The organism is Candidatus Limnocylindrus sp. (genome assembly GCF_040397215.1).
GTDB lineage: Bacteria > Chloroflexota > Limnocylindria > Limnocylindrales > Limnocylindraceae > Limnocylindrus.
The window spans coordinates 42,911-59,132 of sequence record NZ_JBBAWK010000006.1 but is presented as its reverse complement, the minus strand read 5'-3'; the positions used below and the strand labels follow the sequence as shown (position 1 = coordinate 59,132).

Sequence of the window (16,222 nt, the reverse complement as noted above, 5' to 3'; positions counted from 1 at the left end):
GGATCGCCGCCTTCCGTACGGGTCTGGCAAAGCGCAACGGCACAGGCGACAATGAGGACGAAACTGACGAGGCTCCAGAGATCGCCAAGGTTGTGAAGGCACCTCGCCCAACAACCAAGGGTGGCACTCCATCTAAGGGGAAGCCGGTCGCAAAGGGGAAGCCAGCCGCGAAGAAGCGGTCGGGTCGCTAAGAGTGGCCCGTCCAGAGAGCAGAGGACGGCGATGAGGGCAGATTCGATCGACGTCTACACGGGGAACGCCAACCCCGAACTTGCGGCGAAGATCGCACGCTACCTCGGACGCCAGATCGGCAAGGCAGAGGTCTTCGCCTTCGCCAACGAGAACATCTTCGTCAAGATTCTCGACAACGCCCGCGAGAAAGATGTCTTCATCGTGCAGCCCACATCTCGCCCGGTGAGCACCTCCATCATGGAGCTGCTGATCATGATCGACGCGTTCAAGCGCGCCTCGGCCGGCCGCATCACCGCGGTCATTCCATACTACGGCTACGGTCGCTCCGACAAGAAAGATCAACCACGCGTGCCGATCACGGCACGACTTGTTGCCGACATGCTGCAAGTTGCCGGCGCAAACCGCATCCTCACCCTCGATTTGCACCAGGGCCAGCTCCAAGGATTCTTCAATGTCCCCGTCGACGAGCTGACCGCAGTGCACCTTCTCTCCAACTACATGCGCCAGCGCGGCACCGAGAACCTCGTCGTCGTGACCGACCTTGGCTTCGCGAAGCGCGCGCGCACCTTTGCCGAACTGCTGAATGTGCCACTCGCGATCGTTGAGAAGCGACGCGAAGGGAATAACGACCAGGCCGAGGTGCTGAACGTCATCGGTGACGTGAAGGGGAAGCGCGTCGTCATCGTCGACGACGAGATTGATACCGCTGGCACACTCACGGAAATTGTCCGTGCCATTGAGAAGGCCGGTGCGATTGAGGTAACGGCATGCGCTACACACGGCGTCTTTTCTGGTCCGGCAATTGAGCGAATCGAAAACTGCAGCGTGCTCGAGGTGGTGGTGACCGACTCCATACCAATGCCGGTCGACGCAAAGAGCACGAAGATCAAGCGTCTCTCCTCTGCGCCGCTCTTCGGTGAGGCAATCCGACGCATTCATCTCGGTGAGTCGGTTGGTGCCCTCTTCGGAAAAGAGTCGGCTACCGCTGAGGAGATGCTCTTCTGGGATGAGCACCAGACGGGGCCAGTCTCGACCGTTCCAACGAGCGAGAAGCGAACGCGGCGGCGATGACCCTCAAGCTGCATCGCCCAGACGAGCGCGGCGCCATTGTTGCGCGCGCTCCTGAGAAGAACGTTGACTGGCGCGCATCACTCCGCAGCCCGCGATGGAACGTCGCGCCCATGAGCAATCCTGAAATGAATCCGACCAGCAGGCCGGCAAGCGCCCTCTTCTGGGTTGTGCTCGCCGCGCTTACCTTCGGCATCCTGGTGATCGGGTACTCCGCCGGATTCTGGCGCTAGGCCTCCGCCCGCGATGGTCTTTGGCTTTCTCTCCCGACTTGTAGATTCAAACGACCGCGAGCTCGGTCGCCTCAAGCCGATCCTAGACGCCGTTAACGCGCGCGCCACCGAGATGGAGGCGGCGACCGACAATGAGATTCGGTCGCGCATTGACGCGATCTCCGCCGTGCTGCGCACCCTTGACGGCGAAGCGCTGAAGGTGGCGCTCGACAAAGAGTTGCCTGAGATTCTCTCCGCCGCTCGCGAAGCATCGCGTCGCACCACAGGAATGCGCCCGTACGACGAGCAGATCCTCGGTGCCATTGTGTTGCACCAGGGGAAGATCGCTGAGATGCGCACCGGCGAAGGGAAGACGCTCGTTGGTCCGCTCGGTGCCACCGTCAACGCCGTTGGTGGCCGCGGCGTGCACGTGGTGACCGTGAACGACTACCTCGCCCGTCGCGACGCACGCTGGATGGGTCCAATCTTCGCCTTCATGGGTCTCAGCATCGGCGTGATTGCGCACGACAGCTCATATCTGTTCGATCCCGAGCATCACAGCAACGACGAGCAGACCGCCAAACTGCGCCCTGTTACCCGACGTGAGGCGTACGCCGCTGATGTGACCTACGGCACGAATAATGAGTTCGGATTCGACTATCTGCGAGACAACATGGTCACCGAGCTTGAAGCGCGTGTGCAGCGCGGCCACGCCTTCGCCATCGTCGACGAGGTTGACAACATCCTGATCGACGAGGCGCGCACGCCGCTCATCATTAGTGGACAGGCCGCAGAGTCGCAGGATCTGTATGCAACGTTCTCAAAGCTTGTGCCACGCCTGCGTGCGCGTGACGCCGGCGCAGAGGGCGGCGGCGACTACTTCCTTGACGAGAAGGAGAAGGCGGTTTCACCAACAGAGGATGGTGTCGCTCGCGTCGAACAGATGCTCGGCATCGAGAACCTCTACAGCGGTGATCCCCTCATGGCTCGACATTTTGAATCGGCGCTCCGTGCGCACGCGCTCTTCAAGCGCGACCGCGACTACATCGTTGAGGGTGGCGAGATTGTTATTGTCGACGAGTTCACCGGACGAAAGATGCCGGGGCGACGTTGGTCTGAGGGCCTTCACCAGGCAATCGAGGCGAAGGAGGGGCTCCACGTTCAGCGTGAGTCAGTGACGCTTGCAACGATCACCTTCCAGAACTACTTCCGCCTCTACAGCAAACTCGCCGGCATGACCGGTACCGCCATGACCGAGGCGGAGGAGTTCAGCAAGATCTACAACCTTGAGGTCACCGCGATTCCAACGCATCGACCGATGGTGCGCGACGATCAGTCCGACCTTGTCTATCGCACTGAGCGTGCCAAGGATGGCGCCATCGTGGAGCACATTAAGGAGCGACGTGCCGCCGGTCAGCCGGTGCTTGTCGGCACCACGTCCGTTGAGCGCTCCGAACATCTCGCGGCGCTACTGAATCGCGAGGGGATTACGCACAACGTCTTGAACGCGAAGCAGCATGAGCGCGAGGCACCCGTTGTTGCACAGGCGGGACGCAGCGGTGCTGTAACGATCGCCACCAACATGGCCGGTCGTGGTACCGACATCGTGCTCGGCGGCAATCCTGCTGGGCTTGCTTCGGAAGCGCTGCGCGTGCGCGGACTCAATCCCGCCGAGGTTGATGCGACGACGTACGCCGAGGCGCTCGCTGAAGCGGAGCGCTCCTGCGCAACAGATCGCGAGATCGTTCTCGCCGCAGGTGGCCTCCGCATTCTTGGCACCGAGCGCCATGAATCGCGCCGTATCGACAACCAGCTGCGGGGTCGCGCAGGCCGCCAAGGCGACCCGGGCTCCTCGCGCTTCTACCTCTCGCTCGAAGACGATCTCATGAAGCGCTTCGCTGGCGAGCGTGTCGTGAGCCTGATGGATCGCCTCGGCTTTGATGAGACACAGGCGCTTGAGTCCGGCATGGTCAGTCGCACGATTGAAGGGGCGCAGACACGCGTTGAGGGGTACAACTTCGACATTCGTAAGCGCGTCGTTGAGTTTGACGATGTCATCAACAAGCAGCGCGCAACCGTCTACGGCGAACGTGATCGCGTGTTGCACGGCGACGATCTAAACCTGACCGTTGAGGATTCGCTCAGCGCAGAGGCGCGCTCCATCGTCATGACCCACTGCCCTCCGGGGATTCCTGCCGATTGGAACTTTGAGGCGCTCAAGGGTGACCTTCGACGCGCTGGCATTGAGCCGCCGGAGAACCTCGAGAACATCGTTGAGGATGCGATCTTGATTGATGCGATTGAGGTTGCCGCACTTGCGGCGCTCAACAAGAAGGCAGAAGAGTTTGGCCCGGAGATTTGGCCGCGCGTCTTACGCGCCGTGATCTTGCGCAGCATCGATCAGCTCTGGGTTGAGCATCTGACTGAGGTGGATGACTTGCGCCGTGGCATTGGGCTGCGCGGATACGCCCAAGAGGATCCGCTCAATGCGTTCAAGAAAGAGGCGTTCAAACTCTATGACGAGTTCCAGGGACTCATCCGCGTCAGCATCGGCCGATCGATCTTGCGCGTTAGCGTGGTGCAGCAGGAGGCGCCGCGCCCCAAAATCGTGGCCACCAGCGCAGCGAGCACCACGTCAGCCCCAGCGCCAAAGGCGCCTGTTGCGGCCGCCGCCACGGTCGGCCGGAACGACCCGTGCCCCTGTGGCTCTGGGAAGAAGTACAAGAAGTGCCATGGTGCGTAGCGTGAGCAGCAAGTCCCCCGTGGGTGCCGCGGTTCGGCTGGGTGAGGGTGCAGGGTGAGCGTCGACGCCGCCTCCCTGCGGGACCTCCTCGGCCGCATCGAGGCAACCTCGGGGCGTCTTTGACCCTGTAACAAAGGCTGCCCGCCTGGCCGAGATCGAGACGGCAATGCTCGCCCCAGGCTTCTGGGACGACCAGAGAGTAGCTCGGCGGCTCGCCCGCGAAGCGGAGGGACTACGCGAAGAGCTCACCCTCTGGAGGGAGCTCACCACCGCCGCGCGCGACCTCGGCGAACTCTTCGAACTGGCCGAATCAGAGGCTGACCAGGGGCTGCAAGACGAGGTCTCTGCGAAGGCGGCGCTCCTTGAGGGCGACTTCGAGAAGGCGCGCACCTCACTCCTCTTTAGTGGTGAGTACGCCGACGCCGACGCCATCGTCACTCTTCAAGCGGGCGCCGGCGGCACCGAAGCGTGTGATTGGACCGCCATTCTGCTGCGCGCCTACATGCGCTGGGCTGAGCGGCATAGCTTCGCGGCAGAGATCGTGGACTCGACCGATGGCGAAGGTGCGGGGTATCGCAGCGTTGTTCTAGAGATTCGCGGCCGCAATGCGTTCGGATGGCTGCGCGCAGAGCGTGGCGTGCACCGCCTTGTGCGCATCTCACCATTCGATGGACAGAAACGTCGACAGACCACCTTTGCAATGTTCGAGGTTATTCCAGAGGTAGAGGATGATGCCGAAGTCACGCTCAACTGGGATGAGATTCGTGTTGACACATATCGCTCCAGTGGCGCGGGTGGCCAGCACGTGAACAAAACTGAGTCCGCAGTGCGCCTCACCCACCTTCCAACGAACTCTGTCGTCTCCAGTCAGAACCAGCGTTCACAAATGCAGAACCGCGAAACCGCTGAGCGGATGTTGCGCGGCAAGCTGATTGAGCTAAAGATCCGTGCGCGTGAAGATGAGCTTGCGCGTGTGCGTGGCGAGACGATCTCCGCCGGCTGGGGGAACCAGATTCGCAGCTATGTGTTGCACCCGTACCAGATGGTGAAAGACCACCGCACTGGCCAGCAGACCTCAGACACCGTTGGCGTGCTTGATGGCGACTTCGATGCGCTCATCCTTGCTGAGCTTGAGCGGGTCTCCACTGGGGCACCGCTCGCTGGCGGCAGTGTGGATGAGGAGTAGGATCAACCGATGAGCAACGCAGTAGATTTTGGTGCAAGCGAAGGCGCAGTCGTTGACCTGCAGGGTATCTCCGTGACCTACCCGAGTGGCCACATTGCCCTCGGTGATGTGAGCCTCACGATTCAGCGCGGTGAGTTTGTCTTCCTCGTTGGACCGTCGGGTGCAGGTAAGTCCACCCTGATCGGACTTCTCGTTCGCGACGTGCTCCCAACGGCGGGCGAGGTCTACGTTGCGGGCTTTCCGATTCATCGCCTCTCTGGTGGTGAGGTGCCAAAGCTTCGTCGTCGGATCGGCGTCGTCTTTCAAGACTTCCGGCTCTTGCCGCGACGAACCGTTCGCGAGAACGTTGCCTTTGCGCTCGAGGTGACCGGAGCGGCACCAGAGCTCGTTGCCTCCGCTACGGATCGCGCGCTGCGCATCGTTGGCTTGGCGCGTCTCGCCGATCGTTATCCCTCTGAGCTCTCTGGCGGCGAGCAGCAGCGCACGGCAATCGCGCGCGCCATCGTCGGTGAGCCGGAGCTGCTCATCGCCGACGAGCCGACGGGCAACCTTGATCCGCTCATCAGTTGGGAGATCATGGAACTCCTGATGGACATCAATCGGCTCGGCGTCACGGTACTGGTAGCAACCCACGACTCCGACATCGTCACCACGCTACGTCGTCGTGTGATCGGCCTTGAGGGTGGCCGCCTCATTCGTGATGAAGCGAACGCAACATATCACCGGGTGGGCTGATGAGCGTGCAGCGCGAGAGCCAGTCAAATCGCGGTCGCCTGATCCGGCTGAGCATCTCTGCGGCGGCAAATGGGCTCTCTCGTAATCGATTAGCAACGATCGCCGCCACAACGACGATGACGCTGATGCTGATGGTCCTCGCCTCTGTGCTCGTGATTCGAGCAGGCCTCGACGCAGCGCTCTCATATGCCGACTCAAAGGTTGAGGTTATTGCCTATTTAAAGAGTTCTGTCACAGAGAACCAAGCTCGCTCTATTCAGGTGCAAATTGAGGGTATTGACGGGGTTAAGGGGGCTACGTACGTGAGTGCGGACGATGCTCTCGCCGCCTTTAAGGTGCGCCTGAAGGAGCGTGGCGAACCAGACCTCACCGGCAACCTTGGAGTAAACCCGCTGCCCGCCAGCTACGAGATCGCCCTAGACAACCCTGCAGACACGGGGCAGGTTGCTGACGGCCTCGCATCGATTACCTCGGCCTCTTCATTTAGTCGCATCATTGATGGGCGCGCACTTGCAGAGAGCCTCGTCGCCATCACTGGTGCGCTGCGCATCGTTGGGCTGATCATCGTGATCGGCTTCTCGCTTGCGGTGCTCGCCGTGGTCGTCAATGCCATTCGGCTCGCAATCTTGGCGCGCAGCGATGAGATCGCGATCATGCGCATTGTCGGCGCGAGCGCTACCTGGGTGCGCCTCCCATTCATTCTCGAGGGCCTCGCGATCGGGGCCGCCGGAGCGCTGATCACACTCTTCATCTTCGGCATTCTGAGTGCCAGCATTGGCGCCGTCATGCTCAACCTCTTCCGTGTCCTTCCTGTGCAAACGTCGGCGATCCTTGCCGGACAGGTCTCGCTCTCAGTGATCGCCGCTGGGCTCGGCCTTGGAGCGCTCGGCGCGCTACTCTCTCTACGAGGGCGATTAAACTAGTCGCCACGCAGAGCGAAGGAGCACCACCATGAGCCTGCCGCCGAACGGAACGCCGCTCCTCACGCGAGCCGGTCGTCTCCTTCTAGCCGTCATCATTGCCGTTGCCGCCTATAACGCCGGGTTGCGCTCGAGCGGAAACACTGCACAGGGGAACGGCACCCTCAATCTCACGCGCTTCAACGAGGTCCTCACCCTTATTCAGGAGCAGCATGTTGGTACAGAGACCAATGAGGCACTCATTAACGGTGCGATCAAAGGCCTCGTCAACTCGCTAGATGATCCGTACTCCCAATATCTAACCGCCGAAGAGATGGCCTCAATGAAAGAGGGGCTCTCAGGGAGTTTCACTGGCATTGGCGCCGTGATTGACCTGCGCACCTCAGCGGGTGAGCTTTGCACGGCAATCAGTGCAGACTGCCTCCTTACCGTTGCTTCAACAATTGAAGGGGCGCCGGCACGTGCCGCAGGGATTCTCGGTAGCGACAAATTTCTCGCCATTGATGGTGATGCGCTAACTGGTCTCTCCGTTGACCAGGCGGTGCTCAAGGTGCGTGGCGCTGAAGGGACAACTGTGGTCATCACCGTTCGCACGGGCACCACTGCGCCACGCGATGTTTCAATCGTTCGCGCAAAGATTGAACTGCCAGCGGTGGCGACCAAGCAGCTGCAAACAGCCGCTGGGAATCGTGTTGACTACATCGCGCTCAACGAATTCACCGACATCGCTGCTGGCCAATTCCATGACGCACTCCAAAAGATCGTCGGTGCTGGTGGCGACAAGATTGTTTTAGACCTTCGCAACGATCCAGGTGGGTACCTCTCCACGGCGCTCTCCATCGCAAGTGAATTTATTGCCGACGGCGTGGTCTACATCGAAGAGAACAGCAAGGGTGTGCAGTCCAGCACCACAGCGCAGGCTGGCGGGGTCGCGACTAATGCCTCTATTCAGCTTGTTGTGCTGATGAATAAAGGGAGCGCATCTGCGAGCGAGATTCTCGCTGGTGCGCTGCAGGATCGTGGGCGGGCGATCCTCATCGGAGAGACCAGTTTTGGTAAGGGGGTTGTGCAAACGTTCATTGACCTCAGCGACGGTTCTGGTTTAAAGCTCACGATCGCCAAATGGCTGACACCAAACGGGCGCTGGATCCATAAGGTTGGTCTAACGCCCGACATTGCCGTTACCTCGGCCCCTGAGGGCTCAGGCGCCGACCCCGTGCTGGACGCTGCGCTGGGCGCCTTTAAGTAGCGCTCGCGCTGCACAGTACTTGCGCCCTCCCCTTCGGAGGCGTATCCTTCGCCACAGACGAAAGGAGGTGGTGTGCAGTGTCAAATGACAGTTGTACCGCCGCCTCTCACGAGGTCAGCGCATAGTTGACCCGCGAGAGCGGTAAAAACTGAGCAGAGCCCTGGCCTTCGGGCCGGGGCTCTCTCGTCTCCGCCGTTAGTCACCCCGCAGTACACCCGCCCACGGTTGGCGCGTACCCTACAGGGGCGCCCACGGGTGGCAACGCAGCTCGAGAGGAGGTAACGCTATGGCTAAGGCCCCAGTAAAGACGGCGCCCTCCCCTGCCCCAAAGCCGAAGGCGCCCCCCTCGGGGACCACGCTCTCCTCCAACCGCAAAGCATCGTATGAGTACGAGATCATTGAGCGCTATGAGGCGGGGGTCGTACTCTCAGGAACCGAGATCAAGTCGATTCGCGCTGGAAAGGCCGATATCGGCGACGCCTACGTGCGCCTCGAGGCGGGCGAGGGTCGCCTGATCGGCATGCACATCGCGGAGTGGCCCGGTGCCGCCAGCCAGAACCACGAGCCGAAGCGGGTGCGGCGCCTCTTGCTCCACAAGTCTGAGATCATCGCCATCGGTACGAAGGTGAAGACCAAGGGGCTCACGCTGATTCCGCTGCGCCTCTACCTCTCGCGTGGGCGTTGCAAGGTCGAGATTGGCCTCGGGCGCGGGAAAAAGGCCTTCGATAAGCGTGCCGCGATCGCCGATCGCGAGGGGCGTCGCGAGGCGGAGCGCCAGCTCAGCGACTGGAAGCGCGGCGAATAGCTTCGCTCGTACTAGTAATCACACCGCACGCGCGGTATCATCCGCCCCTTGGGGATGCGTGGTTTCGACGGAGATCCGCACCTTGGGAACGCGAGTCGAGGTTGCTATCAGGCCTCGTTAAACCGGTAGCAAAAAGAAGTAACTGGCAATCGCCAGCCTGCTCTCGCCCTCGCTGCCTAAGGCAGTAAGGTGAGCGTGGAAGCGGCCCCCGCTTCGCGGGTCGTGGAAGCGTCATAAAGCGAAGCTGCAGTGATGACGAGCGACGCATAGTCATCGCGTAAGCCCGATTTAGGGACATGTATCTCGGTTGAGGGTCGATCCGGCCTGTGGGAGCGCCTCAACTTAGACTAAACCGCAGGACACGCTCGTAGTGGTCTCAAGGAAGGCTTTTCGGACGAGGAGTTCGACTCTCCTCCATCTCCACCAATTCTTACCCGTCGCGCCGTCGGCGCGCGCTAAGCGATCTCTGCAATGCGCGCCTTGGCCATCGCGAGCAGTAGCTTCTCGTCGATCTCCCAGTCGTTGGGGATCGTGATCGAGTGCTTTAGTACGCGGAGCTCCTTTATCTTTGGAGTAAAAGCGTCGATGACCGCCTTGCTAAACGGATTGATTAGGAGGTACTTCTTCAACGCTGATGCGCCGAGCACATACTGCGTTCCCTTGCGAAGCATCGGTTGGTTGTAGGCGATTACGAACTCAAGCTCTGGATACTTTGCACGCACCACCTTGAAGACCGCGCGCATCGTGCGGGCCTGCTGCGCATCAATGGTTTTGAAATAGGCGGTCGGCGTTGCATGTCGCTGGGACGATGTTGAACCGCGCGAGAAGAGCACCAGCGCATTTGCATGCGCCTGCGAGAATCCGTAGTTCTCTCGCAGATGTGCGATCTGTGCCGGGTAGCGCTCCCCTGCAATGCTCTGCATCACGGTGAACCAGTGTTTCATCGGTTCGCCGTACCGCTTCTCAATTGCAGGGAAGTGAGCCTCCCGTCGTGGATCTTTTGGTGGCATTCCGCTCTGTTTGGAGGTTAGGCTGGAATAACGACGACGCGGCGCACTGGCTCTTCCCCCGCCGACTCGGTCGCGATGCCATCCATCTCCTGGAGCTCAACATGAATCCAACGGCGCTCCAGCGCCGTCATTGGCTCAAGCTGCACTGCGCGGCCGGTCTCCTTCACGCGGTCTGCCGCCTTGCGTGCAAGTGCGCGGAGCTGTGCCTCACGTCGACCTCGATACTCTTCAATGTCTACGGTGACACGCGCCCACTCGCCCATCTTGCGGCTGAGCATCAGGTTGACCAGGTGCTGGATCGCCTGCAGTCGCTCGCCGCGGCCGCCGATCAGGTTGTTCAACTCATCAACCGCCTCTGGTGAGGTGCCGGCAACGTTCAGCACGGTGTCAGCACCAGTTCCAGTGATGCGCACTTCGGCCTCGAAGCCGAGGTGCTTCACCAGCGTCTCAAGGATCTCCTTGCCGCCGCTGATCATCTCTGGCGTCGTCTCGCTGCGCTCGCGTCGCTCTCGTGGCTCCCGCTCCTCACGTGGTGAACGCTCAGGGCGCGGTGCACGCTCAGGTCGTGGCCCACGATCGCCGCGTGGCGCGGGGCGCCCTGCAGCTTGTGGCGCAGCAGCTCGCGCTACTGGTGCATCGTTGCGTGGCGTAGGACGCGGCGCTCGCTCTTCGCGAACCGGCGCCGGCGCTGGGCGGCTTGACTCGCCGGCACGCTTCGGAGCGGCACCGCCAAGTGCGCTGATTGGCGCAGCGACGATGCGGGCAGGCTCAGCACCCATGCCGAGCACGCCGCGCGACCCTGGTGCAATGATCTCGAAATCGAGATCGCCGATGCCAACCTTGAACGCCTCGCAGGCACCCTTGAGTGCCTCTTCAACGCTCTTCCCAGTGAACTCCTGGTATGCGCTCTCGTTCGCCATCACTTACTCCCTCGTCGACCATGTCGGTCGCGCTTCTTCGCCGAACGGATCGTGGCGGCCGCTGATGCAGCGCGGTCAAGATCCGTTCGCTCGTGTGGTGCCACCACTTCCCCAGCAACATTCGGAATCGATTCCGGCATTGCCACTGGGAAGCGTGGGGCATGGTTAGCGGCAAAGGCAGGCGTCCACCCGAAGAGCGGGAAGAGCCCACCGAAGCCGAGGATCAAGTACTGCTGAACGATCGAGAACAGCGTGGACGAGATCCAGTAGATGAACAGGCCGGCAGGAAGGATCCCGCCGTACAGTACCGAGATGAGTGGCAGGAAGACCAGGGTCTGCCCCTGCGCCCCTGCAGTTGCGTCGTTCTTCGGTGCGTTTGGATTAATCGTCATGCGCGTCTGAATCACCTGCAGCAGTGCGCTGATGATCGCGAGGATCGAGACCCCAAAGCCGGCAATGAGAATAACCGATGGCTTCGATGCATTCAGCCCCCCGAGCCATGGCACGGTGGCCTCGATGCACGGCTTCATTTTGTCATAGGCGGCGGTGCCGAAACCATTCGCGCACACCACGCCAACAGCATCTCCAATGTTAAACCCGAAGACGCTCAACATTCCTGTTGGGTTCGGGTTCGTGAGGCCGTTCGAGATCACGGTGTACATCGGAATCAGCACGATGAATTGCAACAGCGTTGGGAGACAGCCGCCGAACGGGCTGACGCCACGCGATTTGTAGAGCTCCATCTGTGCCTGCTGAATCTTGACCTTGTCACCCTTGTAGCGGCGCTGAATCTCCGCCACCTCTGGTGCGAGGAGTTGGGTGCGCTTCTGTGAAACCAGCTGCTTGCGGTATGGCGAGATCAAGATAACGCGAATAACGAGCGTCAAGATTAGGATTGAGATGCCAACATCGCCGGTGAGGCGATCAAGTAGCACGAGGCCGATGAAGAGCGCCTGGAAGACTGGCGTGAAGAGCCAGGCGAGCAGGCTAAACGGATCCGCACCTGGGGCAGCAGGAACGAGCGGCGGGTGTGGTGTTGGGCTCACGCTCGCCGTTGCTCCAGCGCCGCCGCATGCGGCAACCAGGAGCAGTGCGAAGCCGAGCAGTGCGAGGACCTTCAACGTGTGGCGGCTCATCGAACTGGGTCCAATCCGCCAGCGCTGAGTGGCGAGCAGCGCGCGATGCGCTTGGCTCCCATCCATGAACCCTTCAGTAGTCCGTACTTCAAGATCGCCTCCTCTGTGTAGCGCGAGCAGCTCGGCTCGAAGCGGCAGCTCGACGGGGGCCAAAAAAACAACACGCGGTATGCCTTGATCAGTAGTGTTCCAGCAATCGCTGGAAGATTGGCAACACGTCGCAGCGCGTTCATGCCGACACCTCGACGAGTCGGGCGCGGCGCAGGCACTCGGTGAGCGCGGCGCGCAGCTCTGCGCTTGAAGCGGTGCTTGCCGCGGTGCGAACGCCGATCAGGATCTCTGCGCCAGGGCGCATTTGTGGTGCAAGCTCGCGCGCGATGCTCTTCAGTCGACGGCGGATGCGATTGCGCACCACGGCGTTCCCCACCTTGCGGCTCGTTGCGATGCCGAGTCGGAGTGACGCGGTGCCCTCTGTGACGGCGACGGTGCGATGGCGAACGCCGAGCAGCGGCGTGGTAACGCCGGGTGCGGCGCTTAGCGCGGCGAAGTCAGAGGGTGTGCGCAACATGTCAATGCTCCTGGGGCGCGTACGCGCCGCCTTGATCAGACGGTGAGGCGCTTGCGACCGCGTGCGCGGCGTCGGGCCAGGACCCGGCGGCCGGACGTTGTCGACATGCGCTTACGGAATCCGTGCTCGCGGAACCGCTGGCGCTTCTTCGGCTGGTACGTTCGCTTCATTGGTGTCACTCCGATCCGGTGGTCTCAAGTGCCACGGTTGCCTTCGTCGGCGGTGGCCCCCAAGGGGTTCTTCCTGGTTTTCACTCAGGCCGCGAAGAGGGCGGTTCTGAGAGGGGAAGTATCGTTCCTCGCAGGTGACGATGTCAATTCTGACCCCCGTAACGGGGATTTTCCCAGATACCCCTAGGGAGTATATAAAATCGGAGTGAGCCTGGGCTTGCAGGAAGCGCCGTGGATGCTATTCTCCGCCTCCCCACAAAGGGCCCGATCGACATCACACCGTCGGTTGGTCTCTCTGAACGGGGCTGTGGGAGGGGCTGGCGTGAGTCAGTCAGCACAGACTCAATCTTGCACCAGGGTGGTACCGCCGACTCCTCGGCAACTCGCCCTTCTGCCGCGATGTTGGTGGCGTACACCAACGGGACAAAGGGGGGCGCCGCGGAATGGATCAACGACAGGTCTGGCGCGCGGTCCTCGGAGAGCTGGAGATCAGCCTTTCGCAGGCCACCTTCGAGACCTGGTTCCGTCGCACCGCACTCCTTCGTGTCGACGAGTCGAGTGCCACCTTTGTTCTCGGTGTCCCATCTGGTTTCGCAAAAGATTGGGTCGATGAGCGCTACCGCTCCCTGATCGCACAGACGTTGGCAAAAGTTGTTGGCTATAGCGTGACGCTCTCCGTTGAAGTGGTGAGCGACGCAGAGCTTGATGCACACGGCGCACTCGCCGCGAAGGGGAAGGGTGTTGTCGCAACCGACGCAGCGCCGCGCGTCACCGCACCACAAGAGAGCGTGCGCATCATTGATCGCGATGTGCCAACGCGCGCAACGAACTTGAATGCTCGCTACACATTCGCCACGTACGTTGTTGGCGCAGCAAATCGTCTCGCGCATGCTGCGTCGCTCTCCGTTTCCGAGCGGCCTGGTGGCGCATACAACCCGCTCTTCTTGTATGGCGGCACCGGCCTTGGTAAGACACATCTGTTGCACGCCATTGGTAATGCGGTTGCCGAGCGCTCGCCGAAGCGTCAGGTGCTCTACATCACAGGCGAAGCGTTCACCAACGAGTTCATCACGAGCATTCAGCAGAGCGGCGCTGAGGCATTCCGTTCACGTTTCCGCAAGATTGACGTGCTCCTCATTGACGACATTCAGTTCCTCGCCGATAAGGAGCGCACGCAGGAGGAGTTCTTCCACACCTTCAACGCGCTGCACTCCGCCGGGAAGCAGATTGTGTTGACGTCGGATCGCACACCGAAAGAGATCTCGTTGCTCGAGGAGCGCCTTCGCTCGCGATTTGAGTGGGGTCTCATCGCCGACATCTCGTCGCCAGATCTTGAGACGCGCATTGCAATCTTGCGCGCCAAGGCGGAAGAGAGTGGCGTCATCGTTGCAAACGATGTTGTTGAACAGGTTGCGCGCCGCGTGCAGAGCAACGTGCGCGAGCTTGAAGGCGCACTGACGCGACTTGTCGCTGTTGGCCGACTCAGCGGCATGCCGGTCACGATGGAGCTCGCGGCGCGCGTACTGAACGAGGCTGTCTATCCAAACCCGAAGCGCATCCTTGAGCCAGAGCAGGTGGTCGCCACCGTTGCCGAGCACTTCAGCCTGACGGTTGAGCAGCTCCGTGGACCGAAGCGCGACCGGGAGATTGTGACCCCACGGCAGATCGCGGCGTACCTGTCCCGCGAGGAGACCGACGCTTCGCTCGTTCGCATTGGGGCTGCCTTGGGCGGTCGCGACCACTCGACCATCATTCACGCCTGCACCAAGATCGAACGGGAGATGGGCTACGACGGTGAGTTGCGCCGAGAGGTTGCCCTTCTACGCGAAGCCCTTCTTCGCCTCGGCCAAGGGGTCGCCGCCCGACCGTAGCCCCCCGTTGCAGGTGTGGACATCTCGTGGATAAAGCCCCTCCAGGTGTGGTTTTGTGGTGGTTTTCTCAAGAGGGTATGAAGAAAGGTGTGGGTAACCCCGTGCGGTTCTCCGCAGAGTCTCCCCAGCCCCGGGGGTGCCCCGGGGGGTGGGTGGGGGTTCTCCACGTGGAGAGGGGCCCTTCCCACGGCGCGTTTGTGCGAAGGTGAGCACGGCTCTCCACATCGCCCACAGTACTAATACGGTGATGACGAGTTAAAACAACTAAGACACTATTACCCTAGAGAGGGAACCTATATGTGGAGGAACAGATGAAGCTCTCGGCAATCCAGGAGCACTTAGCCCGCGGACTCGCCATCGTTGGCCATGCTGTGGCAACCCGTAACACCCTGCCAATCCTGTCGAACGTATACCTTGGAACCGAGGATGGCGGGCTTCGCCTTGTTGCCACAAATCTTGACATTGCGATTACCCACTGGGTCCCCGCAAAGGTTGAAGAGAAGGGTTCCACCACCATCCCCGCCCGGCTGCTCGCCGATGTGGTGAACGGTCTGCCCAACGAGAAGATCGACCTTTCGCTCCTTGCAGACGGGCGTGCGCAGATCAAGTGTGGTCGGAACGCCTCACATCTTCGCGCCACACCAGCCGATGACTACCCACCAGTGGGCGCCGCCAGCGAGCGACCAACAGCGCGCATCACACAGAAAGCGCTGAAGGCAGCACTTGAGTCGACCGTCTTCGCCGCCGCTGGTGACGAGGCGCGGCCGATCCTCACTGGCGTGCTGACTAAGTTCACCGGCCAGAAGGCGACATTCGCGGCCGCCGACAACTACCGCATCGCCGTCGCTGGCGCACCGCTCGCAGAGGCGGCCTCGGAGACAAACCTGATCGTGCCTGCTCGGTCATATGCAGAGCTGCTACGCCTCCTCTCAGATGTGGAAGACCTTGTTGAGATCACTTTCACCCCAACAAAGAACCAGCTGCAGTTCAAGCTCGGCGACACCATGTTGGTGAGCCGCCTGATCGAGGGGCAGTTCCCAAACTTCCAACAGGTTGTTCCAACAAGTCACACCACAAAGGTCACGCTCGATCGAGATAGTTTCCTCTCAGCAGTGAAGTTGGCACAGGTTGTTGCCGACGCGTCTGCGCACATCGTGCGCTTCGCCATCACAACCACCGGTGGTGGCGCGATTGACATCACAGCAGCGGCGGATGTCGGCGACCACGCTGCGCACATCGAGGCGAAGGTTGAGGGCGAGGGAACAACGATCGCATTCAACGCGAAATACCTTGTCGACGTGCTCTCGCGCGTGGAGGCCGATCAATTCTCACTCGAGCTCACCGGCCCAGTCGCACCCGGGTTGCTTCGCCCGCTTGACGGTCGCGACTACCTGCACGTTGTGATGCCGGTGCGCACACCCTCCTGATCCGTACCGC

15 protein-coding genes, 1 other RNA gene and 2 pseudogenes are annotated in these 16,222 nt (G+C 61.2%); 12 read left to right on the top strand and 6 right to left on the bottom strand.

The genetic code is table 11. The annotated features are described in order from the left end of the window. The 10 genes and pseudogenes from AC3LCN_RS03120 to ssrA all read left to right on the top strand — a co-directional run. A pseudogene (locus tag AC3LCN_RS03120) lies at positions 1 to 191 on the top strand (hypothetical protein); the annotation flags it as partial. 31 nt (positions 192 to 222) lie between these two features. Beyond that, the gene (locus AC3LCN_RS03115; RefSeq protein ID WP_488648629.1) at positions 223 to 1,263 is read left to right on the top strand and encodes a ribose-phosphate diphosphokinase; all 1,041 of its coding nucleotides are present in this window, start codon (positions 223 to 225) and stop codon (positions 1,261 to 1,263) included. Beyond that, a complete protein-coding gene (locus tag AC3LCN_RS03110; protein WP_488648628.1) occupies positions 1,260 to 1,493 on the top strand; it encodes a hypothetical protein in 234 nt (77 codons plus the stop codon). Before AC3LCN_RS03115 ends, AC3LCN_RS03110 begins: the two co-directional genes overlap by 4 nt. Before the next feature lie 13 nt (positions 1,494 to 1,506). Beyond that, positions 1,507 to 4,215: a preprotein translocase subunit SecA gene (secA, locus tag AC3LCN_RS03105; RefSeq protein WP_488648627.1), complete on the top strand. Its 2,709-nt coding sequence runs from the start codon at positions 1,507 to 1,509 to the stop codon at positions 4,213 to 4,215. 109 nt (positions 4,216 to 4,324) lie between these two features. After that, positions 4,325 to 5,401: pseudogene (prfB, locus tag AC3LCN_RS03100) on the top strand (peptide chain release factor 2); the annotation flags it as partial. Positions 5,402 to 5,410: 9 nt separating this feature from the next. Further along, positions 5,411 to 6,136, top strand: coding sequence for a cell division ATP-binding protein FtsE (gene ftsE, locus AC3LCN_RS03095; RefSeq protein ID WP_488648626.1), 726 nt, complete (start codon positions 5,411 to 5,413; stop codon positions 6,134 to 6,136). Then, positions 6,136 to 7,059 carry a cell division protein FtsX gene (locus AC3LCN_RS03090; protein ID WP_488648625.1) on the top strand — a complete coding sequence of 308 codons (924 nt, stop codon included), beginning with the start codon at positions 6,136 to 6,138 and terminating at the stop codon, positions 7,057 to 7,059. Before ftsE ends, AC3LCN_RS03090 begins: the two co-directional genes overlap by 1 nt. A gap of 28 nt (positions 7,060 to 7,087) precedes the next feature. After that, positions 7,088 to 8,305, top strand: coding sequence for a S41 family peptidase (locus tag AC3LCN_RS03085; protein ID WP_488648624.1), 1,218 nt, complete (start codon positions 7,088 to 7,090; stop codon positions 8,303 to 8,305). Between the two features lie 286 nt (positions 8,306 to 8,591). Further along, the gene (smpB, locus tag AC3LCN_RS03080; RefSeq protein ID WP_488648623.1) at positions 8,592 to 9,110 is read left to right on the top strand and encodes an SsrA-binding protein SmpB; all 519 of its coding nucleotides are present in this window, start codon (positions 8,592 to 8,594) and stop codon (positions 9,108 to 9,110) included. Between the two features lie 50 nt (positions 9,111 to 9,160). After that, positions 9,161 to 9,536: a transfer-messenger RNA gene (gene ssrA, locus AC3LCN_RS03075) on the top strand. 29 nt (positions 9,537 to 9,565) lie between these two features. On the opposite strand, the gene AC3LCN_RS03070 is transcribed toward ssrA, so the two are convergent. The 6 genes from AC3LCN_RS03070 to rpmH are packed head-to-tail and all read right to left on the bottom strand — an operon-like array spanning position 9,566 to position 12,914. Continuing rightward, on the bottom strand, positions 9,566 to 10,120 hold the full coding sequence (locus AC3LCN_RS03070) for a DUF4287 domain-containing protein (RefSeq protein ID WP_488648622.1): 555 nt from the start codon (positions 10,118 to 10,120) through the stop codon (positions 9,566 to 9,568). A gap of 17 nt (positions 10,121 to 10,137) precedes the next feature. Continuing rightward, on the bottom strand, positions 10,138 to 11,040 hold the full coding sequence (gene jag, locus AC3LCN_RS03065) for an RNA-binding cell elongation regulator Jag/EloR (RefSeq protein WP_488648621.1): 903 nt from the start codon (positions 11,038 to 11,040) through the stop codon (positions 10,138 to 10,140). Then, positions 11,040 to 12,176, bottom strand: a complete 1,137-nt coding sequence (locus AC3LCN_RS03060) for a YidC/Oxa1 family membrane protein insertase (RefSeq protein ID WP_488648620.1) — start codon at positions 12,174 to 12,176, stop codon at positions 11,040 to 11,042. The genes jag and AC3LCN_RS03060 overlap by 1 nt, the downstream gene beginning before the upstream one ends. Continuing rightward, positions 12,173 to 12,409 (bottom strand): membrane protein insertion efficiency factor YidD, encoded by a 237-nt coding sequence (gene yidD, locus AC3LCN_RS03055; protein WP_488648619.1) that lies wholly within the window; start codon positions 12,407 to 12,409, stop codon positions 12,173 to 12,175. Before yidD ends, AC3LCN_RS03060 begins: the two co-directional genes overlap by 4 nt. Continuing rightward, positions 12,406 to 12,744 (bottom strand): ribonuclease P protein component, encoded by a 339-nt coding sequence (gene rnpA, locus AC3LCN_RS03050; RefSeq protein WP_488648618.1) that lies wholly within the window; start codon positions 12,742 to 12,744, stop codon positions 12,406 to 12,408. The genes yidD and rnpA overlap by 4 nt, the downstream gene beginning before the upstream one ends. Before the next feature lie 35 nt (positions 12,745 to 12,779). After that, on the bottom strand, positions 12,780 to 12,914 hold the full coding sequence (gene rpmH / locus AC3LCN_RS03045) for a 50S ribosomal protein L34 (RefSeq protein ID WP_445843764.1): 135 nt from the start codon (positions 12,912 to 12,914) through the stop codon (positions 12,780 to 12,782). A gap of 443 nt (positions 12,915 to 13,357) precedes the next feature. On the opposite strand from rpmH, the gene dnaA reads away from it, so the two are divergent. Then, positions 13,358 to 14,785: a chromosomal replication initiator protein DnaA gene (dnaA, locus tag AC3LCN_RS03040; RefSeq protein ID WP_488648617.1), complete on the top strand. Its 1,428-nt coding sequence runs from the start codon at positions 13,358 to 13,360 to the stop codon at positions 14,783 to 14,785. A gap of 311 nt (positions 14,786 to 15,096) precedes the next feature. Further along, a complete protein-coding gene (gene dnaN / locus AC3LCN_RS03035) occupies positions 15,097 to 16,212 on the top strand; it encodes a DNA polymerase III subunit beta (protein ID WP_488648616.1) in 1,116 nt (371 codons plus the stop codon). The last annotated feature ends 10 nt before the right edge of the window (positions 16,213 to 16,222 follow it).

Excerpts from the sequence above, each read along its gene's own strand:
- smpB (WP_488648623.1), top strand. The coding sequence starts at position 8,592 with ATGGCTAAGGCCCCAGTAAAGACGGCGCCCTCCCCTGCCCCAAAGCCG.
- ftsE (WP_488648626.1), top strand. The coding sequence starts at position 5,411 with ATGAGCAACGCAGTAGATTTTGGTGCAAGCGAAGGCGCAGTCGTTGAC.
- AC3LCN_RS03070 (WP_488648622.1), bottom strand. The coding sequence starts at position 10,120 with ATGCCACCAAAAGATCCACGACGGGAGGCTCACTTCCCTGCAATTGAG.
- AC3LCN_RS03085 (WP_488648624.1), top strand. The coding sequence starts at position 7,088 with ATGAGCCTGCCGCCGAACGGAACGCCGCTCCTCACGCGAGCCGGTCGT.
- dnaA (WP_488648617.1), top strand. The coding sequence starts at position 13,358 with ATGGATCAACGACAGGTCTGGCGCGCGGTCCTCGGAGAGCTGGAGATC.
- rpmH (WP_445843764.1), bottom strand. The coding sequence starts at position 12,914 with ATGAAGCGAACGTACCAGCCGAAGAAGCGCCAGCGGTTCCGCGAGCAC.
- secA (WP_488648627.1), top strand. The coding sequence starts at position 1,507 with ATGGTCTTTGGCTTTCTCTCCCGACTTGTAGATTCAAACGACCGCGAG.
- jag (WP_488648621.1), bottom strand. The coding sequence starts at position 11,040 with ATGGCGAACGAGAGCGCATACCAGGAGTTCACTGGGAAGAGCGTTGAA.
- rnpA (WP_488648618.1), bottom strand. The coding sequence starts at position 12,744 with ATGTTGCGCACACCCTCTGACTTCGCCGCGCTAAGCGCCGCACCCGGC.
- AC3LCN_RS03115 (WP_488648629.1), top strand. The coding sequence starts at position 223 with ATGAGGGCAGATTCGATCGACGTCTACACGGGGAACGCCAACCCCGAA.
- AC3LCN_RS03090 (WP_488648625.1), top strand. The coding sequence starts at position 6,136 with ATGAGCGTGCAGCGCGAGAGCCAGTCAAATCGCGGTCGCCTGATCCGG.
- dnaN (WP_488648616.1), top strand. The coding sequence starts at position 15,097 with ATGAAGCTCTCGGCAATCCAGGAGCACTTAGCCCGCGGACTCGCCATC.
- AC3LCN_RS03110 (WP_488648628.1), top strand. The coding sequence starts at position 1,260 with ATGACCCTCAAGCTGCATCGCCCAGACGAGCGCGGCGCCATTGTTGCG.
- yidD (WP_488648619.1), bottom strand. The coding sequence starts at position 12,409 with ATGAACGCGCTGCGACGTGTTGCCAATCTTCCAGCGATTGCTGGAACA.
- AC3LCN_RS03060 (WP_488648620.1), bottom strand. The coding sequence starts at position 12,176 with ATGAGCCGCCACACGTTGAAGGTCCTCGCACTGCTCGGCTTCGCACTG.